Consider the following 18,375-nt stretch of genomic DNA (forward strand, 5'->3'; position numbering starts at 1 on the left):
ATAATTATTCTTTAGAAACTAAGGTTCCAATTTTCTCTCCTAGCACTGCTTTTCTTATGTTGCCTGGATTATCTAAGCCAAATACTAAAATAGGTATGTCATTATCCATACATAACGATGTTGCTGTAGAGTCCATAACTTGAAGCCCTTTTTCTAAAACCTCAATATAATTTAACTTATCAAACTTTTTAGCATCATTGTGCTTATGAGGATCTTTATCATATACTCCATCAACCTTTTTTGCAAGAAGTATAACATCTGCTTCTATTTCGGCTGCTCTCAATGCTGCCGTAGTATCTGTGGAAAAATATGGATTTCCAGTACCTGCTGCAAAAATAACTACTCTGTTCTTCTCTAAGTGTCTCATTGCTCTTCTTCTTATAAAAGGCTCCGCAACTTCTCTCATTTCAATTGCAGTTTGAACCCTAGTATTTACTCCAATGTTTTCTAAGGAGTCTTGAAGAGCCAACCCATTTATACATGTTGCAAGCATTCCCATATAATCTGCAGTAGTCCTATCCATTCCTTCTCCGCTTCTTCCTCTCCAGATATTTCCGCCACCTACAACTGCTCCTACTTCTACACCCATATCTACTAATGCTTTGATTTCTTTTGCTATTTCAGTCGTAACATCAAAGTCAATTCCATACCCTTTGCTACCTGCCAAAGCCTCACCTGAAAGTTTTAGCATTACTCTCCTGTATTTAGCATTATACATATATTATACCTCCAAATTGTCAAAAATTACATATCTAATTAAAGTTCGTACTTTAAAAAAAGAGAACACGCAGTGTTCTCTTTTTCAGTTACTATTTACCCTGTATCTGCTTAGCAACCTCTTCAGCGAAGTTCTCTTCTTTCTTTTCGATTCCTTCACCTTTTTCAAATCTTACGAAAGCAGCTACCTTTATTGGAGCACCAACTTCTTTTGCCTTTGCTTGAAGGTATTTTTCAATAGTTAAATCAGGATCTTTTACGAAAACCTGCTCAACTAAGCAATTTTCCTTATAGTATTTTTGAATTCTTCCCATAACCATTTTTTCAACGATATTTTCAGGTTTTCCTTCATTTAATGCTTGCACTCTGTATATTTCTTTTTCTTTTTCTAATGTATCTGTATCTACTTGAGTTCTATCTAAGAATAAAGGATTAGTTGCAGCTACTTGCATTGCAACGTCTTTAGCTATAGATCTTAGCATTTCACTTTCTTTTTCACACTCTAGTTTTACAAGAACACCTATTCTTCCGCCACCATGAATATAACTTTCTATTGCTCCCTGCTCAACAGTTAACTTTTCAAATCTTCTAACAGCCATATTTTCTCCAATTTTTGCAATTAAAGCTGTTACAGTTTCATTAATTGTTTTGCTATCATCAGCTATGTACTTTTCTTCAACTAATTCTTCTATAGTGTTAACATTTGTTTTAGCCGCTTGCTTAGCAACATTATCTGCAAACGCAACGAAATCTTCGTTAATTGCAACGAAGTCAGTTTCACAGTTTACTTCTACTATTGATGCAATTTTTCCATCTTCTGAAACATATGTTTTAACTATACCTTCAGCTGCTATTCTTCCAGCCTTCTTAGCTGCAGCTGCAAGACCTTTTTCTCTTAATATTTCTACAGCTTTTTCAGCATCACCATTAGCTTCATTTAAAGCCTTTTTGCAGTCCATCATGCCTGCTCCAGTTCTCTCTCTTAACTCTTTTACCATCTGTGCAGTAATCATTGTAAATTCCTCCTAATTCAAACTTAATTTAAAAGGTAAATGAAGAAACCTTAGTTCTTCATCTACCCCAGTAAATTATTCAGCTAGTTGTTCACCTTGTCTTCCCTCTATAATAGCATCTGCAATCTTAGCTGTTATTAATTTTACAGCTCTTATTGCATCATCATTTCCAGGTATTACGTAATCAACTTCATCTGGATCACAGTTTGTATCTACTATTGCTACAACTGGGATTCCAAGAATCTTAGCTTCTGATATAGCATTTTTTTCTTTTCTTGGATCAACAACAAATAGCGCACCTATTTTGCTTGCATCCATTACTTTAATTCCGCCTAAGTTTTTCTCTAATTTTTCTTGCTCATTCTTAAGCTTTATAACTTCTTTCTTTGGAAGAACCTCGAATGTTCCATCTTGCTCCATTCTTTCTAATTCTTCTAATTTACCTATTCTTGCCTTTATTGTTTCAAAGTTAGTCATCATTCCACCAAGCCATCTATTGTTAACAAAGTGCATACCTGATCTAACTGCTTCTTCTTTAATAGCTTCTTGAGCTTGCTTTTTAGTTCCAACGAAAAGAATATCTTTTCCTTCAACAGCAACGCTTCTTACGAAATCATAAGCTTCTTCTACTTTTTTAACTGTTTTTTGTAAGTCGATTATGTATATTCCGTTTCTCTCTGTGAAAATGTATGGAGCCATCTTAGGGTTCCATCTTCTTGTTTGATGTCCAAAATGAACACCTGCTTCTAATAATTGTTTCATTGAAATAACTGACATAATATTTTCCCTCCTAGGTTTTTCCTCCATCACCGTCATATTCGTAAAATACCCTTTCGAGCACCGTTTTACAAATTGGGTAATGTGTGTATTTTCTTACCTAATGTAGTATATCATAAGGTATAAAGGTATTCAACAATATTTTTAAATTTATAATGCTAAATTTGCAAATATTAATTTAAATTTCTAATTACAACCAAAAATGATATGCTTTTTTCATTAATATATTATTAACAAATTTATTTATCTTTATGCCATGGAAAAAATAAAAGTTTAGATTAAGTTAACTTAATCTAAACTTTCTTTTGTTACTTTATTTTTTTCAATTCATCCAATAATTTTTCATTTAATATTCTTATATGCGTACCCTTCATACCTAATGATCTAGATTCAATAACACCCGCACTTTCGAATTTTCTCAATGCGTTTACTATTACTGATCTAGTAATTCCAACCTTATCAGCTATTTTAGACGCTACTAACAATCCTTCATTTCCATCTAACTCATTAAAAATATGTTCTACTGCTTCTAATTCTGAATATGATAGGGTGCCTATTGCAAGTTGTACAACTGCTTTTTTTCTTGCTTCATCTTCTAGTTCATCATGCTTAGCTCTTAATATTTCAAGACAAATAATTGTAGCACTATACTCTGCAAGTACTAAATCTTCATCTGTAAACTCATCATCAAATCTTGCAATCAGTAATGTTCCAATTCTTTCTCTATTTCCGATTATAGGAACTATTGTTGTTAGCTTATTGTCTATTCCACAATCCTTCTCCTCATCAAACACACATTCTCCATGATTAGTTAGGTTTGAAAGAGTTTCATGTATGTTTAACAACTTATTATTATAATGTTCTGGGAATCTCATTTCACTGATTACCTTATCTTTAACAGAATCACATTCAAATCCTGATGAGAAATTATAACCTAGTATTTTTCCTTTTCTACTTATAATATAAACATTGCATGTTAATACTTCGCTTAACAAATTGCATATATCATCAAAAACCACTGGTTCAGTTCCTGACTTTTGTAGTATCTTATTCAACATTCTTGTTTTATTTAACAATGATGTCATTTGTATTCCTCCTTATCATTTCTTTATACTCTAATAACTGTAACTTGCATACTAATTCTATTTTAAACCTTATAAAAAGTTATCTTGCAAAGTTGGATGATTATAAGCTAAATAGAGTTATAAAACTAACAATTTTGACTTTTTTAAATATTTAGAATTATTTCCTGTTCTTTTATAATGATAACATAATAATTATTACTTTTCAACATCATTTTTGTAAAATTCGACATATTAATTATTTTTTCTTATAATTTAAGCTATTATTATTGTTTTCCTTCATTTTTTTCATTTTCAACACTATTAATAAGTTCATTACCTGTAACTTTACTGTTTTTAATAGACTTATCTTCGATGTGTTTGCATTCATTATTACTACATTGTAAATAGTCACCTTTGGATTTACTATACTTTTTCACGATAAAACTACCACACTCTGAACATTTTTCTTCCGTAGGTTCAAACCAACTTACAAAATCACATTCTGGATAATTACTACATCCGAAAAATTTTCTACCTTTTTTACTTTTCTTAACTAAAACTTTCCCTTCACATTTTGGACACTTGACATTTAATTCTTCAACAATAGGTTTAGTATTTTTACAATCTGGATACCCTGGGCACGCAAGAAAGTCTCCAAATCTTCCTTGTTTAATGACCATATTTCTCCCACATTTGTCACATAAAACATCTGTAACCTTATCTTCTATTGTAATCTTTGCAACCTCTTTTTCTGCAATTTCAATAGCATCTTTCAAAGGCGTAAAAAATTCATCTACTACTCTATTCCAATTTTCGCTGCCTTCCTCCACGTTATCTAGCTTTTGCTCCATTTCAGCTGTAAATTCTAAATCAACTATTTGCTTGAAATATTCACTTACTATATTATTAACTATTTCTCCAAGTTCAGTTGGACTTAATATCTTCTTTTCTCTTTCTACATACTTTCTATCTAATAGTGTTGATATAATCGGAGCGTACGTACTTGGTCTTCCAATTCCATTTTCCTCAAGAGTCTTTACCAGCGTAGCTTCTGAAAACCTAGGTGGCGGCTGAGTAAAATGCTGCTTTCCATCTATTGATTTCTTTATAAGATTCTCGCCTTCATCTAATTGAGGTAGATTTATGTCCTCTTTTTCTTCTTCTGTTGCATATTCGTATACTTTCATAAATCCATCAAACTTTATTATAGATCCGCTAGCCTTTAAACCATATTCTCCGTTAACAATATTTACTGAAGTAACATCCATTACACAGGTTGACATTTGGCTTGCTACAAACCTATTCCATATAAGTGAATACAACTTGTATTGCTCATCTTTTAAACTCCCTTTGGCAAGTTCAGGTGTTATTTCAACATTAGTAGGTCTAATAGCTTCGTGCGCATCTTGAGCATTCTTTTTACCTTTAAAGCTCCTTGGTTCTTTTGGAATATATTCTCCACCAAATTTATTAGAAACGAATTCCCTGCATGCATCTTGAGCCTCACTTGATACTCTTACTGAATCCGTTCTCATGTATGTTATAAGACCTACAGCTCCATGTCCTTTAATATCTACACCTTCATATAATTGCTGCGCTATAGACATAGTCCTTTTAATTGCAAAATTCAGTTTTTTATTCGCATCTTGCTGTAAAGTACTGGTAGTAAATGGAGGCAGCGGATTTTTATTCTTGGATGTTTTTTTAATCCCTTTTACTATGAATTCTCCGCTTTCCAAATTCTTTATTATGTCATCAGCTTCCTCTTTATTATTTATTTCTAGTTTCTTTTTATTTAAAGTAGTAAGTTTTACTATAAAAGATTTCTTGTCCTTTGCCTTGTGTAATGAACATTCTATTGTCCAATATTCTTTTGGTTCAAAACTTGTTACTTCTTTTTCTCTATCGCATATCATTCTAAGCGCAACAGACTGAACTCTTCCTGCACTTAATCCCCATTTTACTTTACTCCACAGTATTGGACTTATTTTATAACCAACAAGTCTGTCTAAAACTCTTCTAGCCTGCTGTGCATTAACTACATTTATATTTATCTCTCTTGGGGACTTTATAGCATTTTTAATTGCAGTTTTAGTGATTTCATTAAATTCAATTCTACATTTTTCCGTTTCATCTAACTTAAGAATATGGGCTAAATGCCATGAAATAGCCTCACCTTCTCTATCAGGGTCCGTTGCAAGATAAATCTTTTCACTCTTTTTAGCTTCTTTTCTTAACTTATCTAATAATTCCCCTTTTCCTCTTATAGTTATATATTTAGGATTATACTCATTATCTATATCAACTCCCAATTGACTTTTAGGAAGATCCCTAACGTGACCCATAGATGCTTCTACTACATAATTTTTCCCTAAATATTTTCCTATGGTTTTTGCCTTTGCTGGTGATTCAACTATAACCAATTTCTGTCCCATCTTGTACCCTGATAAATAATGACATTATCAGAGCGTCTACACCCCCTTGTTTTAAAATATAACTATTATTCATATTTTCTTTACATTTACTAAATACTATTCTCTATTTAAATAAATATACCTTATTTCATTATGTCAGCTTAATTATGCGGTCTCTTCCACTTTTACATAATAGTTCCCCGAAAGACATATTACTACATTTTCAAGCTGCAATTCAAATAATACCTCATATAATTGTTTTATGTCAATATTTGTTCTTCCTAATATATGATCAATATGTATTGGTTTATCAGTTAAAATATCATAAACTTTCTTTTTTTCACCTTCTATTTTCACAATCTTTGAATTATTTTTCATTCTATAATCCAAATTTAAAAGGCTAAATAAATCTTCAAAATCCGTAAACGGATATGCTCCATCTCTAATTAGCCTGTTTGTGCCTCTGCTTTGCTCCGAAAATATCGATCCTGGTATAGATATTATATTTTTCCCCTGTTCTAAAGCTAGATTAGCTGTAATCAATGACCCGCTTCTTTCGCAAGCTTCTACAACTATTATAATTTCACTTAAAGCACTTATCACTCTATTTCTTATTGGAAAATTATATTGATAAGGTTTAGTTCCCGGCAGAAATTCGGATACTACACAGCCACTTTTAGTAATACTATCATATAATTCTTTATTTTCTCTAGGATATATTACATCTATTCCTGAGCCTAGCACAGCACAAGTATAACCACCGTTCTCCAAACAACTCTTATGTGCATGGGTATCTATACCTCTTGCCATTCCACTTACTATACTGATACTATTAATTGAAAGTTCCTTACTTATTGAGCAGGCTGCATTCCTGCCATAAGTGCTGCAATTTCTAGAACCTATTATTGCTACATTTTTGCTCACGTTAAGTTTATTTATGTCTCCTTTATAAAATAATATACTTGGTGAATCTTCATAATTTCTTAAAGAATTTGGATATGAGCTATCATTGAAATTAGTTATCCTTATATTTTGGCTTTTAATTTTTCTTAATAAGGCCTCAAATTCTACTTTATCCCAAGCTTTCCTTAAATAAAACTTAATTTTATTCTCGTTTTGACTTAAATCTATATTTTTTTCCTGTGAATTAGCATACCTCCATATTCCTTCAGTAGTCCTATATTTTTTTATTAAACTTATTTTAATTGTATTTGACAATTTCACTGAACAAAACCATAAATCATATATATTCATATTTTTCTCCTTACTTGATTTTACCCACCAATTGATTTATAATACTTGGTCCGTCTGCATTAGCATGCTTAGATTAAGCCTATTCTTTTAAAAATTAATATTCATTAGTAGGCTAGATCAGTTTTATTTCTAGTTTAAATCAGCTTTAACTTGATGTAACAATTCTTGTCACAATTTATTACTTTTATTCATATTTATAATTTTTAATAGAAATTTCTTTATTGTATATTTAGTTTTATGTTATATTATTATTTGTTTAAGAACTAAAAGGGTTTGAAAGGAGTTTATTAACTTTGGAAAAAATAACTATATTGGGTACAGGCTCTGCTATGGTTACTAAGTGTTATAACAGCTGCTTTACGCTTTCAGATAACAATGAGTATTTCCTTGTAGATACAGGTGGAGGTAATACTATTTTAACTAACTTAGAAAAATCAGATATACAGATTAATAATATACATCACGTATTTATATCACATAGCCACAATGATCATATTACAGGAATTATTTGGATTATTAGAGCAGTTGCTCAACAAATTTTAAATGGAACCTATAGACAAAACTTATACATATACTGTCATCAAGACGTAGAAAATATAATTAGAACAATTTGTAATCTACTTTTGCAAAAGAAATTTATAAATTTTATCGACGATAGAATAGTATTTATCCCCATTGAAGAAAATAGTTCTTTTAATATAATTGATTGGACTTTTAATTTTTTTGATATTAAAAGCAACAAGCATCTTCAATATGGATTTACTACTAAACTAAAAAGTGGTAAAATATTAACCTTCTTAGGTGATGAACCTTATAATGATAACTTACTCAAATATGCAAATAATGCAGATTATCTTATACATGAGGCTTTTTGCTTATATTCACAGCGAGATATCTTTCATCCTTATGAAAAATTTCATTCTACGGTGAAAGATGCTTGTAAGAATGCACAAAAACTTCATGTAAAAAATGTAATCTTAATTCATTCAGAAGATAAGAATCTAGAGAATAAAAAGAAACTCTACACCGAGGAAGGAAGCCAATATTTTAATGGGAATATAATAGTCCCTAATGACCTTGAAGTAATTTATATTTAAACATATTAGGATTTAGAATAATAATTGTAATTTTGCTATTGGTTAAGTTAAAATAAGAATTTAGATGATGGATGCTCGCTTAAACTACAGGTATTACCTACCTAATTATATAGCTTTCAATCATCCTCTCAGAAAGGTTGATTTTATATGGATAAATTATTGTTTGGAATATCCGGACTCCCAATTGGAGATGATTCACAGAAATTCAATTATGCATCAGGCATAAAATACTTAAAATCATTGGGTCTTGACGCTATGGAACTTCCTTTTGTTCGTTCTGTAAATATAACTGATAAGAACAAAGACTTGGTGCTAAAAACTAAATTAGAAAATAACTTTTATCTTTCAGCTCATGGGTCTTATTATATAAATTTAAATGCTGACGAACTTGAAAAGCAAAATCAATCACTAGAAAGAATATTAAAAGGTGTAGATGGTTTGCTTAAAGTACAAGGACGAAGTCTTATTTTTCATGCTGGTTTTTATCTAAAAGATTCAAAGGAGGAAACTTATAATACCATAAGAGATAACTTACTTAGACTTCCGAACCTAGGAGTAAACTATAGACTAGAGACTACGGGAAAAGCAACTCAATTTGGTAACTTAGAAGAATTAGTCTCCCTATGCAGTGAGATTAGTTCTTGTAGACTATGTATTGACTTTTCTCATATCCATGCTAGATATAACGGCAAACTAAAGTCTTATGACGATTTCGCTCAAATTCTTCAATATATACAGGAAAACTTAGGAAAAAATGCTTTAGAAGATTTACATATGCATATTTCAGGAATAAATTATGGTGAAAAAGGTGAGAAAAATCATCTTCCCTTTCTAGAAAGTGACTTTAACTACGTAGAGTGTTTAAGAGCTTTAAAAAACTTTGGTGTGAAGGGTTGCTTAATATGTGAAAGCCCTCTACTTGAAAATGATGCGCTCTTACTAAAGGAAACTTATAGTAAACTATAGTATCATCCTTGTAACAAGTAACACTTACAAAAACTGCTACACATATTGGTAACTAATATGTGTAGCAGTTTTCACCATATCATATCAAAGTCTTTTTGCCTAACTAAATAATATCCTCATTCAAAAACCTTCTATACTGAAGCGCCTCTATAATATCACTTTCTATTATATCTTTTCTATCATTTAAGTCTGCTATGGTTCGTGCTACTTTCAATATCCTACTATAAGCCCTAGTGCTTAACCTGTACTTATTGTAAATTTTTTCTATTATTTTACTACTTTTATCATTTAACTTGCAGTATGCTCTTATAAGTTTTCCATCCATCTGTGCATTACTATATATGCGTTCTCCTTTAAATCTATTTTTTTGTATTTCTCTTGCCTTCTCCACCCTGATTCTAATTTCAGTAGAAGATTCACCTTTAGATTTCATTTGAATCTCATTGTAAGATAATGGATTTACAAATGTAAATAAATCTATTCTGTCTAGGAGAGGCCCCGATAGCTTACTTACATAACGCCTTCTCTCAAAGTCTCCACATGTACACTGTTTTGAAGATCCATAGTATCCGCAGGGACAAGGATTTGTTGAAATTACAGTCATAAAATTACTTGGATATACTACTGCTCCATTAGCTCTGGAAATCCTTATGACTCTATCTTCTATAGGTTGTCTTAATACCTCCAAAACACTTCTTTTAAATTCTAGAACTTCATCTAAAAACAAAACTCCATTATGCGCAAGGGATACTTCACCTGGCATCAAGCTATTTCCTCCACCTACAAGTGCTGCACGTGTAGTAGTATGATGTGGACTTCTAAAAGGTCTGTTATGCATTAATCCTTTTGTTTTTTCCAAGTTACCTGAAACACTATAGATTTTGGTTACTTCTAAACCTTCTTCGTAGCTAAGCGATGGTAGTACTGTTGGTATTGTTTGCGCTATCATAGTCTTACCTGATCCCGGTGGCCCAACCATCATCAAATTATGATTCCCTGCTGCTGCTACCTCTACCGCTCTCTTGCAACTTTCTTGACCTAATATATCTTCAAAATCTACTTTACTTTCTAAGACATCTATTTTCCCACTATACTCATAAGGCATTAAATCTCTATATCTTATATATCCCATCACTTGTTTCAAATTTTCAAATGGATAAACCTTAGCACCTTTCACAACAGAACATTCCTCTGCATTATCTTGAGGCAAAATAAAATTATTTATATTATTACTTATACCTTCAATAGCTATAGGCAGCACTCCTCTAATTCTTTTCAAATCTCCTGATAGAGATAACTCCCCCATTATCAAAAACTTTTCAGCATCACAAAATGACACTTGTTCTGTGGCAATTAAAATACCTATAGCTATAGGTAAGTCAAATAGAGCTCCTACCTTTCTTATATCTGCTGGCGCGAGATTAATTACCATTCTTTTTACAGGAAACTCAAATCCAGAATTCACAATTGCAGCCCTAACTCTCTCTTTCGACTCTTTTACAGAGGTATCTGGTAGACCTACAATATTAAAAGATGGTAAACCTCTTTCAATATCTACCTCAACAGAAACAAGAACTCCATCAATACCTGTAAAAGCAGCAGTATTAATTTTAACGGCCATAATATCACCTCTACTAAAGTCTTGACATGTTAAGTTCTTTATATACGCTACCGCTAACTAAGTACTTATTAAAATACTGGTGAATTAGCATATCTACTGTATTTACAAATAGAAACAATATTGCTAAAATTAAAACATAGTAATAGATTAAAGATTTTTAAAATATATATTCATAAGGATACTAATAGAATTATATTGATAATCTATGAAAGGAGCGAATTTATGCATTCTTTTAACAAGGATATTGGTTCCCTGGGCGAAGATATTGCTGAAACTTATTTAAGACAAATAGGCTATACAGTACTGGATAGAAACTTTAGATGTAAAATTGGTGAAATTGATATAATCGGAAAGGATGGAGATTACATCTGTTTTATAGAAGTTAAAACCAGATATGGGTCACTATACGGAAATCCCTGTGAAGCTGTTACTTATTCAAAACGTCATAAAATTTATAGAACCGCGGAAGCATATATTATGCGTAAAAAACTTTTTAAATTTGACTTTAGATTTGATGTTATTGAAATTATATTAAATAACTCTAACAACACCCCATCAATAAGACTTATTAAAGATGCTTTTCAAATATAAACATATATCAAGTTTTTTTATTCATAAAAAAAGAATGACACTTTGTACTAGAAAGTGTCATTCAAATATTGCAATACTTAAAAGCTTATAGTATGTTTTTTAAGAAGCTCATCCTGTGTATTTTACACACACCATGTTTCTTTATAGCATGTACGTGTTCACTGGTACCGTATCCAGCATTGTTATCAAAACCATATTCAGGATACATCTTGGAGTATTCTTTCATTAAGTTGTCTCTGTAAACCTTAGCTATAATAGATGAACACGCTATGCTAGCACTCTTTACATCGCCTTTTATAATAAATTCGTTATCAATATCTAAATTTTTTACAGCATATCCATCTGATAATACAATGTCAGCTGGTATCTTAAGTCCTTTAACAGCTCTTCTAAGAACTTCATTATTACACCAAGCTATACCTCTCTCATCTATTTCAGAATTATTTATTACTGCTATATTATAACTAACGGCCTTTTCTTTTATTATTTGTGATAAATTCTCTCTAGATTTTGCTGAAAGCCTTTTAGAGTCCTTTATCCCTAGTATTAACTCTCTATCTTCCTTGTACTTTAAGTTTAGAACCACTGAAGCAGCCGCAATAGGCCCAGCTAAAGGTCCTCTTCCTACTTCGTCAACCCCTGCAGTATATATATAATTACCAAAGCTTCTATCGAAATTGTACATATCTTTAACTCTGTTTATTTCATTCTCTGTTCTTATTAAAAACTTATCTAAACTAACTGCCAAACCTTGTACATTTTTCCTACCGTCTTTATTCAAAGATGCTATGACTTTATAATATCTTTCTTTATCAGTATTAAAATAATTTTCTTGTAAATAAGCTACATAAATTTTAAGGCTGCTAAAATTTACTTTAGCAGTCCCCTCAATTAAGCTAGCTTCTATTTCATTAAAATCACGCTCTTTATCTACTGTAACTATATCCATTGTAGAGTTCTCCATTTCATTTATTCAGGCCTTTCTAACGAAATATTCCCGAGTTTTCCACCTCTAAATTCATCTAAAAGAAGCACAGCTACTCTATTATAATCTATTTGTCCACCTGAAATAACAGCTCCTCTTTTTCTACCTATATTATTCATGTTTTCAAGTGGATCTTCGCTTAACTCTGTAAGCTTATATCTTGTCATCAATCTATCAGGATATGCACCTTGAAGTTTTTCTATTAGCTTTAGAGCAAGTTCCTCAATATCCATAATCTCATCTTTTATTGCCCCAGTAAAGGCAAGATTTAACTGTGTCTCCTCACTTTCTAGCTTAGGCCAAAGTATTCCAGGTGTGTCCATTAACTCCATTCCCATTTTAGTTTTAATCCATTGTTTACTTCTGGTAACTCCTGGTCTATCTCCTGTTTTTGCAATATTATTTTTAGCCATCTTATTTATAAATGTTGATTTACCTACATTGGGTATACCCACAACCATAACTCTATCCGTTATATTAACAATACCCTTTGCTTTCATTCTTTCGTGCTTTTCTTTCAAAAGTTCATTTAATATCGGTCTAATTGCCTTTAACCCTTCTCCAGTTAAACAATTTACACCAGTTAGCCTTATATTATCCTTAGAAAGAGTTTTAATCCATTCTTTAGTTATCCTCTCTTCACTTAGGTCACTTTTATTTAGTAATATAATCCTCGGTTTATTTCCACATATATCATCTACATCAGGGTTTTTGCTTGATCTCACAATTCTTGCATCCCTGATTTCTATTACAGCATCTACTAGTTTTAAGTTTTCTTTCATTTCTCTTCTAGTTTTCGCCATATGCCCAGGAAACCAATTTATAGCCATGTTATCATATCCTTTCTAGTTAGCCAGATCTAATGATGCAAATCCGTTAAGTATATTATCATTCTGTAAAGAGGTTAATCTTCCAAACCTACTAAATGGGAATATTCTTAACGCAGCTCTTCCTACTACCATATTAAAATTTACAAAACCTACATCTGCATATCGACTATCTCTACTATTATTTCTATTGTCTCCTAATACAAAAACTGTATTCTGAGGTACCGTCACTTCGTTAAAATCTCTCATGTTGTTTTCTAGTATATAGGGTTCATCCTTTGGAACATTATTTATATATAACTTATTATTTTCAATTCTTACTTTATCTCCGCCTACTGCAACTACTCTTTTAATAAACTTTTCCCTCGGATCCGCTGGATATTTAATTACTACTATATCTCCTGGCTTAGGATCAGTAAAACGATAAGTAACTTTTTCTACAATAAGTCTATCTTTATTATTTAGTGTTGGGTCCATAGAGTGTCCATCTACGCTTACAGATTCAAAAACAAAGGTTATGATAAAAAATGCTGCTATGATAGCTATAATCATAGATTTTCCGAGTTCAATTAATTCTTTAACCAAAGTTCTACACCACCTTAATATACAAAAAAAGGGACTTATAAAGCCCCATTCTTATTATTATCTTACTAATAACTCTTTTACTTTTGCTGCTTTACCAACTCTATCTCTTAAATAGAATAGTTTAGCTCTTCTTACTTTACCTCTTCTAACTACTTCTATCTTTTCGATGCTAGGAGCGTTAACTGGGAAAGTTCTTTCAACTCCAACATTGTAAGCTACTCTTCTTACTGTGAAAGTTTCTCTTAAACCACCGTTTTGTCTTTTTAATACTGTTCCTTCAAAAACCTGAACTCTTTCTCTGTTACCTTCTTTGATTTTAACGTGAACTTTTACAGTATCTCCTACGTTGAATACTGGTAAATCATTTCTAATTTGTTCTGCTTCGATTTGTCTTATTATTTCTAACATTGTGCATTACCTCCTAAAAATTATTCGACGTTCATGCCCAGCAGTTTTGCAGGCAGCGGAGCGCCTGTGTAGCACGAAGAATATTTTATCATATGTATATACTTTTTTCAATATATTTTTATATTTTTGGCAAATTTCTAAACAAGAACCTACTATTTTGTCAGTTTTTCACTATTTAATAATTTTTTATCTTCTTTGTTAAGTATTAATTTATCAAATAAATCAGGCCTTCTTTTCTTAGTTAATATTAAAGATTGAAGACGCCTCCATTTTCTTATATTCTCATGGTGTCCAGAAGTTAATACCTCAGGTATACTCTTACCTTCAAAAACTTCCGGCCTAGTATATTGAGGATATTCGAGCACACCATTATAAAAAGACTCTTCTGTATAACTTTCGCTACTTGATAGGACTTCATTTACAAGTCTACATATACTATCTACAATGGGAATGCAAGCCATTTCCCCACCAGTTAGAACAAAATCCCCTAACGATATTTCCATATCAATATAACCGTATACTCTTTCATCTATTCCTTCATAATGGCCACACAAAAAAATCAATTCTGATTCTCTTGAAAGTTCCTTAGCCATATCCTGACTAAAGGTTTTTCCTCTTGGCCCTAAAAAAATAACCTTTCCCTTATTAATCTGTTTAACATCTCTTATGCAATCTACTATGGGTTGAGGAGTCATTACCATTCCAGTTCCTCCACCATACGGATAATCGTCAACCTTCTTATGCTTATTCAGCGTATAATCACGTATATTAGTGGTATTTATCTCAACAATGCCTCTTTCTCTTGCTTTTCCTATTATACTGTGGTTAAATATTTGAAACATTTCAGGAAAAAGTGTTAAAATATCTATTTTTATTGCCATGTTTCCACCGGTTTTATGACTATTTGTTTCTTTTCAATATCTATGTTAACCACAATATGACCTAGCACAGGTATTAAAAGTTCCTTTCCCTCTTTAATCCAATAAACATCATTACTATGTGTCTGAATTACATCATAAATCTTCCCATAGTTAACTCCATCTTCATCTAATACTTCACATCCGATTATATCTGCTATGAAATATCTTCCTTCTGGGAGCTCGATTGCTTCTTCCCTAGAAACTTCTAAGTACTTTTGTTTATATTTAATAGCATCATTCATGGAGTCTACACCTTCTATTTTCAATATTACTCTATCAGGCGGTTGTATTTTGCACCAAACTACCGTCCTTTCAACTCCATCTATAAAAGCCTTTTTAAGCTTTCTAAATCTTTTTATATCGTCCGTTAAAGGATATACTTTAAGTTCTCCTTTAATTCCATGAGTATTTATTATTTGACCAATAGCCAAAAACTCCTTCATAGGATATATCCTCCTGATTATATAATTATTATATTTTATTGTTATTATATTTACCATTATTACAATCTTAATACCTTAGTTTAAATTTATCTAATGACTCTTCGTTCCAATACCTTCCTTTTTATGAACGTATATATCTCGAGCAGTTATCCTCTTGAGTAAGTTTAATAGAAATAGGTATGTACCTAACCTAAACTGATTCAAATTTGATTTTATCCGATGACTACCCGCTCTTTACTCATCCCTGGATAACGAGTTCCCCTAAAGGATAACGATTTCTAAGTGTCGAAGACACTTAGAAATCTATTAATAAGCATCAGGTGGAGTTAAAACTTCATCTGACGCTAAGAACTCTGTTTATCTCAAAAATAAAAGAGTTAGGTGCACCTAACTCTTATATTATCTCAACAACAACTCTTTTATTTTCTTTTATAGCTGCTGCTTTTACAACAGTTCTTATAGCCTTAGCTATCCTTCCCTGTTTTCCTATTACTTTTCCCATATCTTCTGGTGCAACTTTTAGCTCAAGAATTATAGATTGCTCTCCAGCAATTTCATTAACTTGAACTAAATCTGGGTTATCAACTAGTGATTTAGCTATAATTTTAACTAATTCTTTCATTATATTACACCCCCAGTGACTACTTTAATCCAGCTTTTGTTAAAAGCTTCTTAACGATGTCTGTTGGTTGAGCACCATTACTTATCCACTTAGCAACTTTTTCTTCATCAAACTTTATAGTTGTTGGTTCAGTTGTTGGGTTGTAATAACCTATTTCTTCTACGAATCTACCATCTCTTGGAGATCTTGAATCTGCTACAACTATTCTATAAAATGGAGCTTTTTTAGCACCCATTCTTCTTAATCTCATTTTAACTGCCATCTATTTCACCTCCTTCTAATAGTAAAACACCTTTTCATCTTAAGTTATCAACTTATTACTATATGTAAAACCCTTTAAAAAGGTAGTTTGCCAAATAATCCTTTTTTATTAAATCCTTTTTGCATACCCTTCATTTGCTTCATCATTTTCTTCATATTTTCAAAATCCTTTAGAAGCTTATTAACTTGTTGCACTGTTGTACCTGAACCTTGTGCAATTCTCTTTTTTCTTGATGGAGAACCACTTATAAGTGAAGGGTTTCTTCTTTCTTTTATAGTCATTGAATTTATTATTGCTTCTATTTTAGCTAGTTCCTTTTCGCTTGAGCTTAAATCAATGCCTTTGAGTTCTTTAGCATTCGCCCCTGGCATCATTTCAATTAATTTGTTAAGAGGACCAAGCTTTTTCATTTGCTGCATTGAAGCTAAGAAGTCTTCTAGATTGAACTCTTGACTCATCATACGGCTTCCTATTTTCTTTGCTTCTTCTTCATCTATACTTTGCTGAGCCTTTTCTATTAAAGAAAGTACATCTCCCATACCAAGTATTCTTGAAGCCATTCTATCTGGATGGAACACCTCAAAGTCGCTCATCTTCTCGCCTATTCCGATGAATTTTATAGATTTACCAGTCATAGCTCTTATCGAAAGGGCTGCTCCACCTCTCGTATCACCATCTAATTTAGTAAGTATCACTCCACTTAAGTCAAGTTGATCATTAAAGCTATTTGCAACATTAACTGCATCCTGACCTGTCATCGAGTCTACCACTAACATAATTTCATCTGGTTTAACATTTTCTTTAACATCTTTTAGTTCATTCATTAATTCTTCATCTATATGAAGTCTACCTGCTGTATCTATTATTACTACGTTTAAACCATTATTTTTTGCATATTCAATTGCACCCTTAGATATATCTACTGGTGACACCTTATCACCCATAGTAAATACTGGAACATCTATTTGTTTTCCAACTACTTGAAGTTGCTTTATAGCTGCTGGTCTATATATATCACAAGCAGCAAGTAAAGGTTTCTTGTTCTTCTTTCTTAACTGAAGAGCAAGCTTTCCTGCCATAGTAGTTTTTCCTGCCCCTTGTAGCCCAACCAGCATTATAATAGTTATTCCACTTGAAGAATACTGAATACCGCTTTCGTTACTACCCATTAAGCTAGTAAGTTCTTCATTTACTATTTTAATAACGTGCTGCGCTGGAGTTAAACTCTGAAGAACTTCTTCTCCAAGGCACTTTTCACTAACTGTTTTTATAAAATCTTTTACAACTTTATAATTAACATCTGCTTCTAAAAGTGCAAGTTTTACTTCTCGCATAGCATCTTTAATATCTTTTTCAGAAAGCTTACCTTTGCCTCTAAGCTTTTTTAGGGTTTCCTGAAGTTTAGAAGCTAATCCTTCAAAAGCCATGCTATTCCTCCTAAATATTATCAATTATGTATTCTCTAATTTCTTTTAACATACTTATGTTTTTATCATCATTAATATCTAACAAATCAATGGATTTTAATAATGAAAATCTTACTTTTTCTATTCTAAGTTTTTCTTCCATCAGGCCAAGCTTTTCTTCGTACTGCATTAAAAGCTTATTGCATCTTTTAATAACATCATGTACAGCCTGCCTGCTAGTACTTGTGAGTTCTGATATTTCGGCCAATGATAAATCGTCATTATAATATAAATCCATAATATCTTTTTGTTTTTCTGTTAAAAGCTCACCATACATATCTAATAGTATAGAAAGCTGAATTCTTTCTTCCATGAGATACTCTGCAACCTTAAAGTTACATTT

Annotated in this window: 20 protein-coding genes; 3 read left to right on the top strand and 17 right to left on the bottom strand. The window is 31.7% G+C overall.

All coding sequences use genetic code 11. From position 1 onward, the window contains the following. Nucleotides 1-4: 4 nt before the first annotated feature. The 6 genes from pyrH to dprA all read right to left on the bottom strand — a co-directional run bounded on the left by pyrH (nucleotide 5) and on the right by dprA (nucleotide 7,239). Nucleotides 5-718, bottom strand: coding sequence for a UMP kinase (pyrH, locus tag AC0N0V_RS16980; protein WP_474459541.1), 714 nt, complete (start codon nucleotides 716-718; stop codon nucleotides 5-7). A 91-nt stretch (nucleotides 719-809) separates the two neighbouring features. Beyond that, on the bottom strand, nucleotides 810-1,730 hold the full coding sequence (gene tsf, locus AC0N0V_RS16985) for a translation elongation factor Ts (protein ID WP_474459543.1): 921 nt from the start codon (nucleotides 1,728-1,730) through the stop codon (nucleotides 810-812). Nucleotides 1,731-1,805: 75 nt separating this feature from the next. Next, complete coding sequence (rpsB, locus tag AC0N0V_RS16990; protein ID WP_474459545.1) at nucleotides 1,806-2,507, bottom strand: 30S ribosomal protein S2; 702 nt, start codon at nucleotides 2,505-2,507, stop codon at nucleotides 1,806-1,808. Between the two features lie 308 nt (nucleotides 2,508-2,815). Then, nucleotides 2,816-3,592, bottom strand: a complete 777-nt coding sequence (gene codY, locus AC0N0V_RS16995; RefSeq protein WP_474459547.1) for a GTP-sensing pleiotropic transcriptional regulator CodY — start codon at nucleotides 3,590-3,592, stop codon at nucleotides 2,816-2,818. A gap of 263 nt (nucleotides 3,593-3,855) precedes the next feature. Next, nucleotides 3,856-6,006 carry a type I DNA topoisomerase gene (gene topA / locus AC0N0V_RS17000; protein WP_474459549.1) on the bottom strand — a complete coding sequence of 717 codons (2,151 nt, stop codon included), beginning with the start codon at nucleotides 6,004-6,006 and terminating at the stop codon, nucleotides 3,856-3,858. Nucleotides 6,007-6,150: 144 nt separating this feature from the next. Then, a complete protein-coding gene (gene dprA / locus AC0N0V_RS17005) occupies nucleotides 6,151-7,239 on the bottom strand; it encodes a DNA-processing protein DprA (protein WP_474459551.1) in 1,089 nt (362 codons plus the stop codon). A 293-nt stretch (nucleotides 7,240-7,532) separates the two neighbouring features. Between dprA and AC0N0V_RS17010 the strand changes: the two genes are divergently transcribed. Together AC0N0V_RS17010 and AC0N0V_RS17015 are read left to right on the top strand one after the other, a co-directional pair. Next, nucleotides 7,533-8,336, top strand: coding sequence for an MBL fold metallo-hydrolase (locus tag AC0N0V_RS17010; RefSeq protein WP_474459553.1), 804 nt, complete (start codon nucleotides 7,533-7,535; stop codon nucleotides 8,334-8,336). Between the two features lie 147 nt (nucleotides 8,337-8,483). After that, a complete protein-coding gene (locus AC0N0V_RS17015; protein ID WP_474459555.1) occupies nucleotides 8,484-9,302 on the top strand; it encodes a TIM barrel protein in 819 nt (272 codons plus the stop codon). A 103-nt stretch (nucleotides 9,303-9,405) separates the two neighbouring features. Here the strand turns inward: AC0N0V_RS17015 and AC0N0V_RS17020 are convergent, their stop codons facing one another. Further along, nucleotides 9,406-10,923 carry a YifB family Mg chelatase-like AAA ATPase gene (locus tag AC0N0V_RS17020; RefSeq protein WP_474459558.1) on the bottom strand — a complete coding sequence of 506 codons (1,518 nt, stop codon included), beginning with the start codon at nucleotides 10,921-10,923 and terminating at the stop codon, nucleotides 9,406-9,408. Between the two features lie 222 nt (nucleotides 10,924-11,145). Here AC0N0V_RS17020 and AC0N0V_RS17025 point away from each other — a divergent pair, with 222 nt between their 5' ends. Next, entirely contained in the window at nucleotides 11,146-11,514 is a 369-nt protein-coding gene (locus AC0N0V_RS17025) for a YraN family protein (RefSeq protein ID WP_474459560.1), read from the top strand. A gap of 85 nt (nucleotides 11,515-11,599) precedes the next feature. Here the strand turns inward: AC0N0V_RS17025 and AC0N0V_RS17030 are convergent, their stop codons facing one another. From AC0N0V_RS17030 to AC0N0V_RS17075, 10 genes are all read right to left on the bottom strand, one after another. After that, complete coding sequence (locus AC0N0V_RS17030) at nucleotides 11,600-12,463, bottom strand: ribonuclease HII (protein WP_474459562.1); 864 nt, start codon at nucleotides 12,461-12,463, stop codon at nucleotides 11,600-11,602. Between the two features lie 20 nt (nucleotides 12,464-12,483). Continuing rightward, nucleotides 12,484-13,329, bottom strand: a complete 846-nt coding sequence (gene ylqF, locus AC0N0V_RS17035; protein WP_474459564.1) for a ribosome biogenesis GTPase YlqF — start codon at nucleotides 13,327-13,329, stop codon at nucleotides 12,484-12,486. A 15-nt stretch (nucleotides 13,330-13,344) separates the two neighbouring features. After that, entirely contained in the window at nucleotides 13,345-13,911 is a 567-nt protein-coding gene (gene lepB / locus AC0N0V_RS17040; RefSeq protein ID WP_474459566.1) for a signal peptidase I, read from the bottom strand. Between the two features lie 57 nt (nucleotides 13,912-13,968). Beyond that, nucleotides 13,969-14,319 (bottom strand): 50S ribosomal protein L19, encoded by a 351-nt coding sequence (gene rplS / locus AC0N0V_RS17045; protein WP_474459568.1) that lies wholly within the window; start codon nucleotides 14,317-14,319, stop codon nucleotides 13,969-13,971. Between the two features lie 152 nt (nucleotides 14,320-14,471). Continuing rightward, nucleotides 14,472-15,194, bottom strand: a complete 723-nt coding sequence (gene trmD, locus AC0N0V_RS17050) for a tRNA (guanosine(37)-N1)-methyltransferase TrmD (protein ID WP_474464561.1) — start codon at nucleotides 15,192-15,194, stop codon at nucleotides 14,472-14,474. Continuing rightward, complete coding sequence (gene rimM / locus AC0N0V_RS17055) at nucleotides 15,191-15,682, bottom strand: ribosome maturation factor RimM (protein ID WP_474459571.1); 492 nt, start codon at nucleotides 15,680-15,682, stop codon at nucleotides 15,191-15,193. The genes trmD and rimM overlap by 4 nt, the downstream gene beginning before the upstream one ends. Nucleotides 15,683-16,076: 394 nt before the next feature. Then, nucleotides 16,077-16,304, bottom strand: coding sequence for a KH domain-containing protein (locus tag AC0N0V_RS17060; protein ID WP_474459573.1), 228 nt, complete (start codon nucleotides 16,302-16,304; stop codon nucleotides 16,077-16,079). 19 nt (nucleotides 16,305-16,323) lie between these two features. After that, entirely contained in the window at nucleotides 16,324-16,566 is a 243-nt protein-coding gene (gene rpsP, locus AC0N0V_RS17065) for a 30S ribosomal protein S16 (RefSeq protein ID WP_474459575.1), read from the bottom strand. Nucleotides 16,567-16,640: 74 nt separating this feature from the next. Beyond that, entirely contained in the window at nucleotides 16,641-17,993 is a 1,353-nt protein-coding gene (gene ffh, locus AC0N0V_RS17070; RefSeq protein ID WP_474459577.1) for a signal recognition particle protein, read from the bottom strand. A gap of 10 nt (nucleotides 17,994-18,003) precedes the next feature. Then, on the bottom strand, nucleotides 18,004-18,345 hold the full coding sequence (locus AC0N0V_RS17075; RefSeq protein ID WP_474459579.1) for a putative DNA-binding protein: 342 nt from the start codon (nucleotides 18,343-18,345) through the stop codon (nucleotides 18,004-18,006). Between the last annotated feature and the right edge of the window lie 30 nt (nucleotides 18,346-18,375).

The sequence above is a fragment of the Clostridium sp. CS1-1 genome (assembly GCF_056135525.1).

Excerpts from the sequence above, each read along its gene's own strand:
- pyrH (WP_474459541.1), bottom strand. The coding sequence starts at position 718 with ATGTATAATGCTAAATACAGGAGAGTAATGCTAAAACTTTCAGGTGAG.
- tsf (WP_474459543.1), bottom strand. The coding sequence starts at position 1,730 with ATGATTACTGCACAGATGGTAAAAGAGTTAAGAGAGAGAACTGGAGCA.
- rpsB (WP_474459545.1), bottom strand. The coding sequence starts at position 2,507 with ATGTCAGTTATTTCAATGAAACAATTATTAGAAGCAGGTGTTCATTTT.
- codY (WP_474459547.1), bottom strand. The coding sequence starts at position 3,592 with ATGACATCATTGTTAAATAAAACAAGAATGTTGAATAAGATACTACAA.
- topA (WP_474459549.1), bottom strand. The coding sequence starts at position 6,006 with ATGGGACAGAAATTGGTTATAGTTGAATCACCAGCAAAGGCAAAAACC.
- dprA (WP_474459551.1), bottom strand. The coding sequence starts at position 7,239 with ATGAATATATATGATTTATGGTTTTGTTCAGTGAAATTGTCAAATACA.
- AC0N0V_RS17015 (WP_474459555.1), top strand. The coding sequence starts at position 8,484 with ATGGATAAATTATTGTTTGGAATATCCGGACTCCCAATTGGAGATGAT.
- AC0N0V_RS17020 (WP_474459558.1), bottom strand. The coding sequence starts at position 10,923 with ATGGCCGTTAAAATTAATACTGCTGCTTTTACAGGTATTGATGGAGTT.
- AC0N0V_RS17025 (WP_474459560.1), top strand. The coding sequence starts at position 11,146 with ATGCATTCTTTTAACAAGGATATTGGTTCCCTGGGCGAAGATATTGCT.
- AC0N0V_RS17030 (WP_474459562.1), bottom strand. The coding sequence starts at position 12,463 with ATGGATATAGTTACAGTAGATAAAGAGCGTGATTTTAATGAAATAGAA.
- ylqF (WP_474459564.1), bottom strand. The coding sequence starts at position 13,329 with ATGGCTATAAATTGGTTTCCTGGGCATATGGCGAAAACTAGAAGAGAA.
- rplS (WP_474459568.1), bottom strand. The coding sequence starts at position 14,319 with ATGTTAGAAATAATAAGACAAATCGAAGCAGAACAAATTAGAAATGAT.
- rimM (WP_474459571.1), bottom strand. The coding sequence starts at position 15,682 with ATGAAGGAGTTTTTGGCTATTGGTCAAATAATAAATACTCATGGAATT.
- AC0N0V_RS17060 (WP_474459573.1), bottom strand. The coding sequence starts at position 16,304 with ATGAAAGAATTAGTTAAAATTATAGCTAAATCACTAGTTGATAACCCA.
- rpsP (WP_474459575.1), bottom strand. The coding sequence starts at position 16,566 with ATGGCAGTTAAAATGAGATTAAGAAGAATGGGTGCTAAAAAAGCTCCA.
- ffh (WP_474459577.1), bottom strand. The coding sequence starts at position 17,993 with ATGGCTTTTGAAGGATTAGCTTCTAAACTTCAGGAAACCCTAAAAAAG.
- AC0N0V_RS17075 (WP_474459579.1), bottom strand. The coding sequence starts at position 18,345 with ATGGAAGAAAGAATTCAGCTTTCTATACTATTAGATATGTATGGTGAG.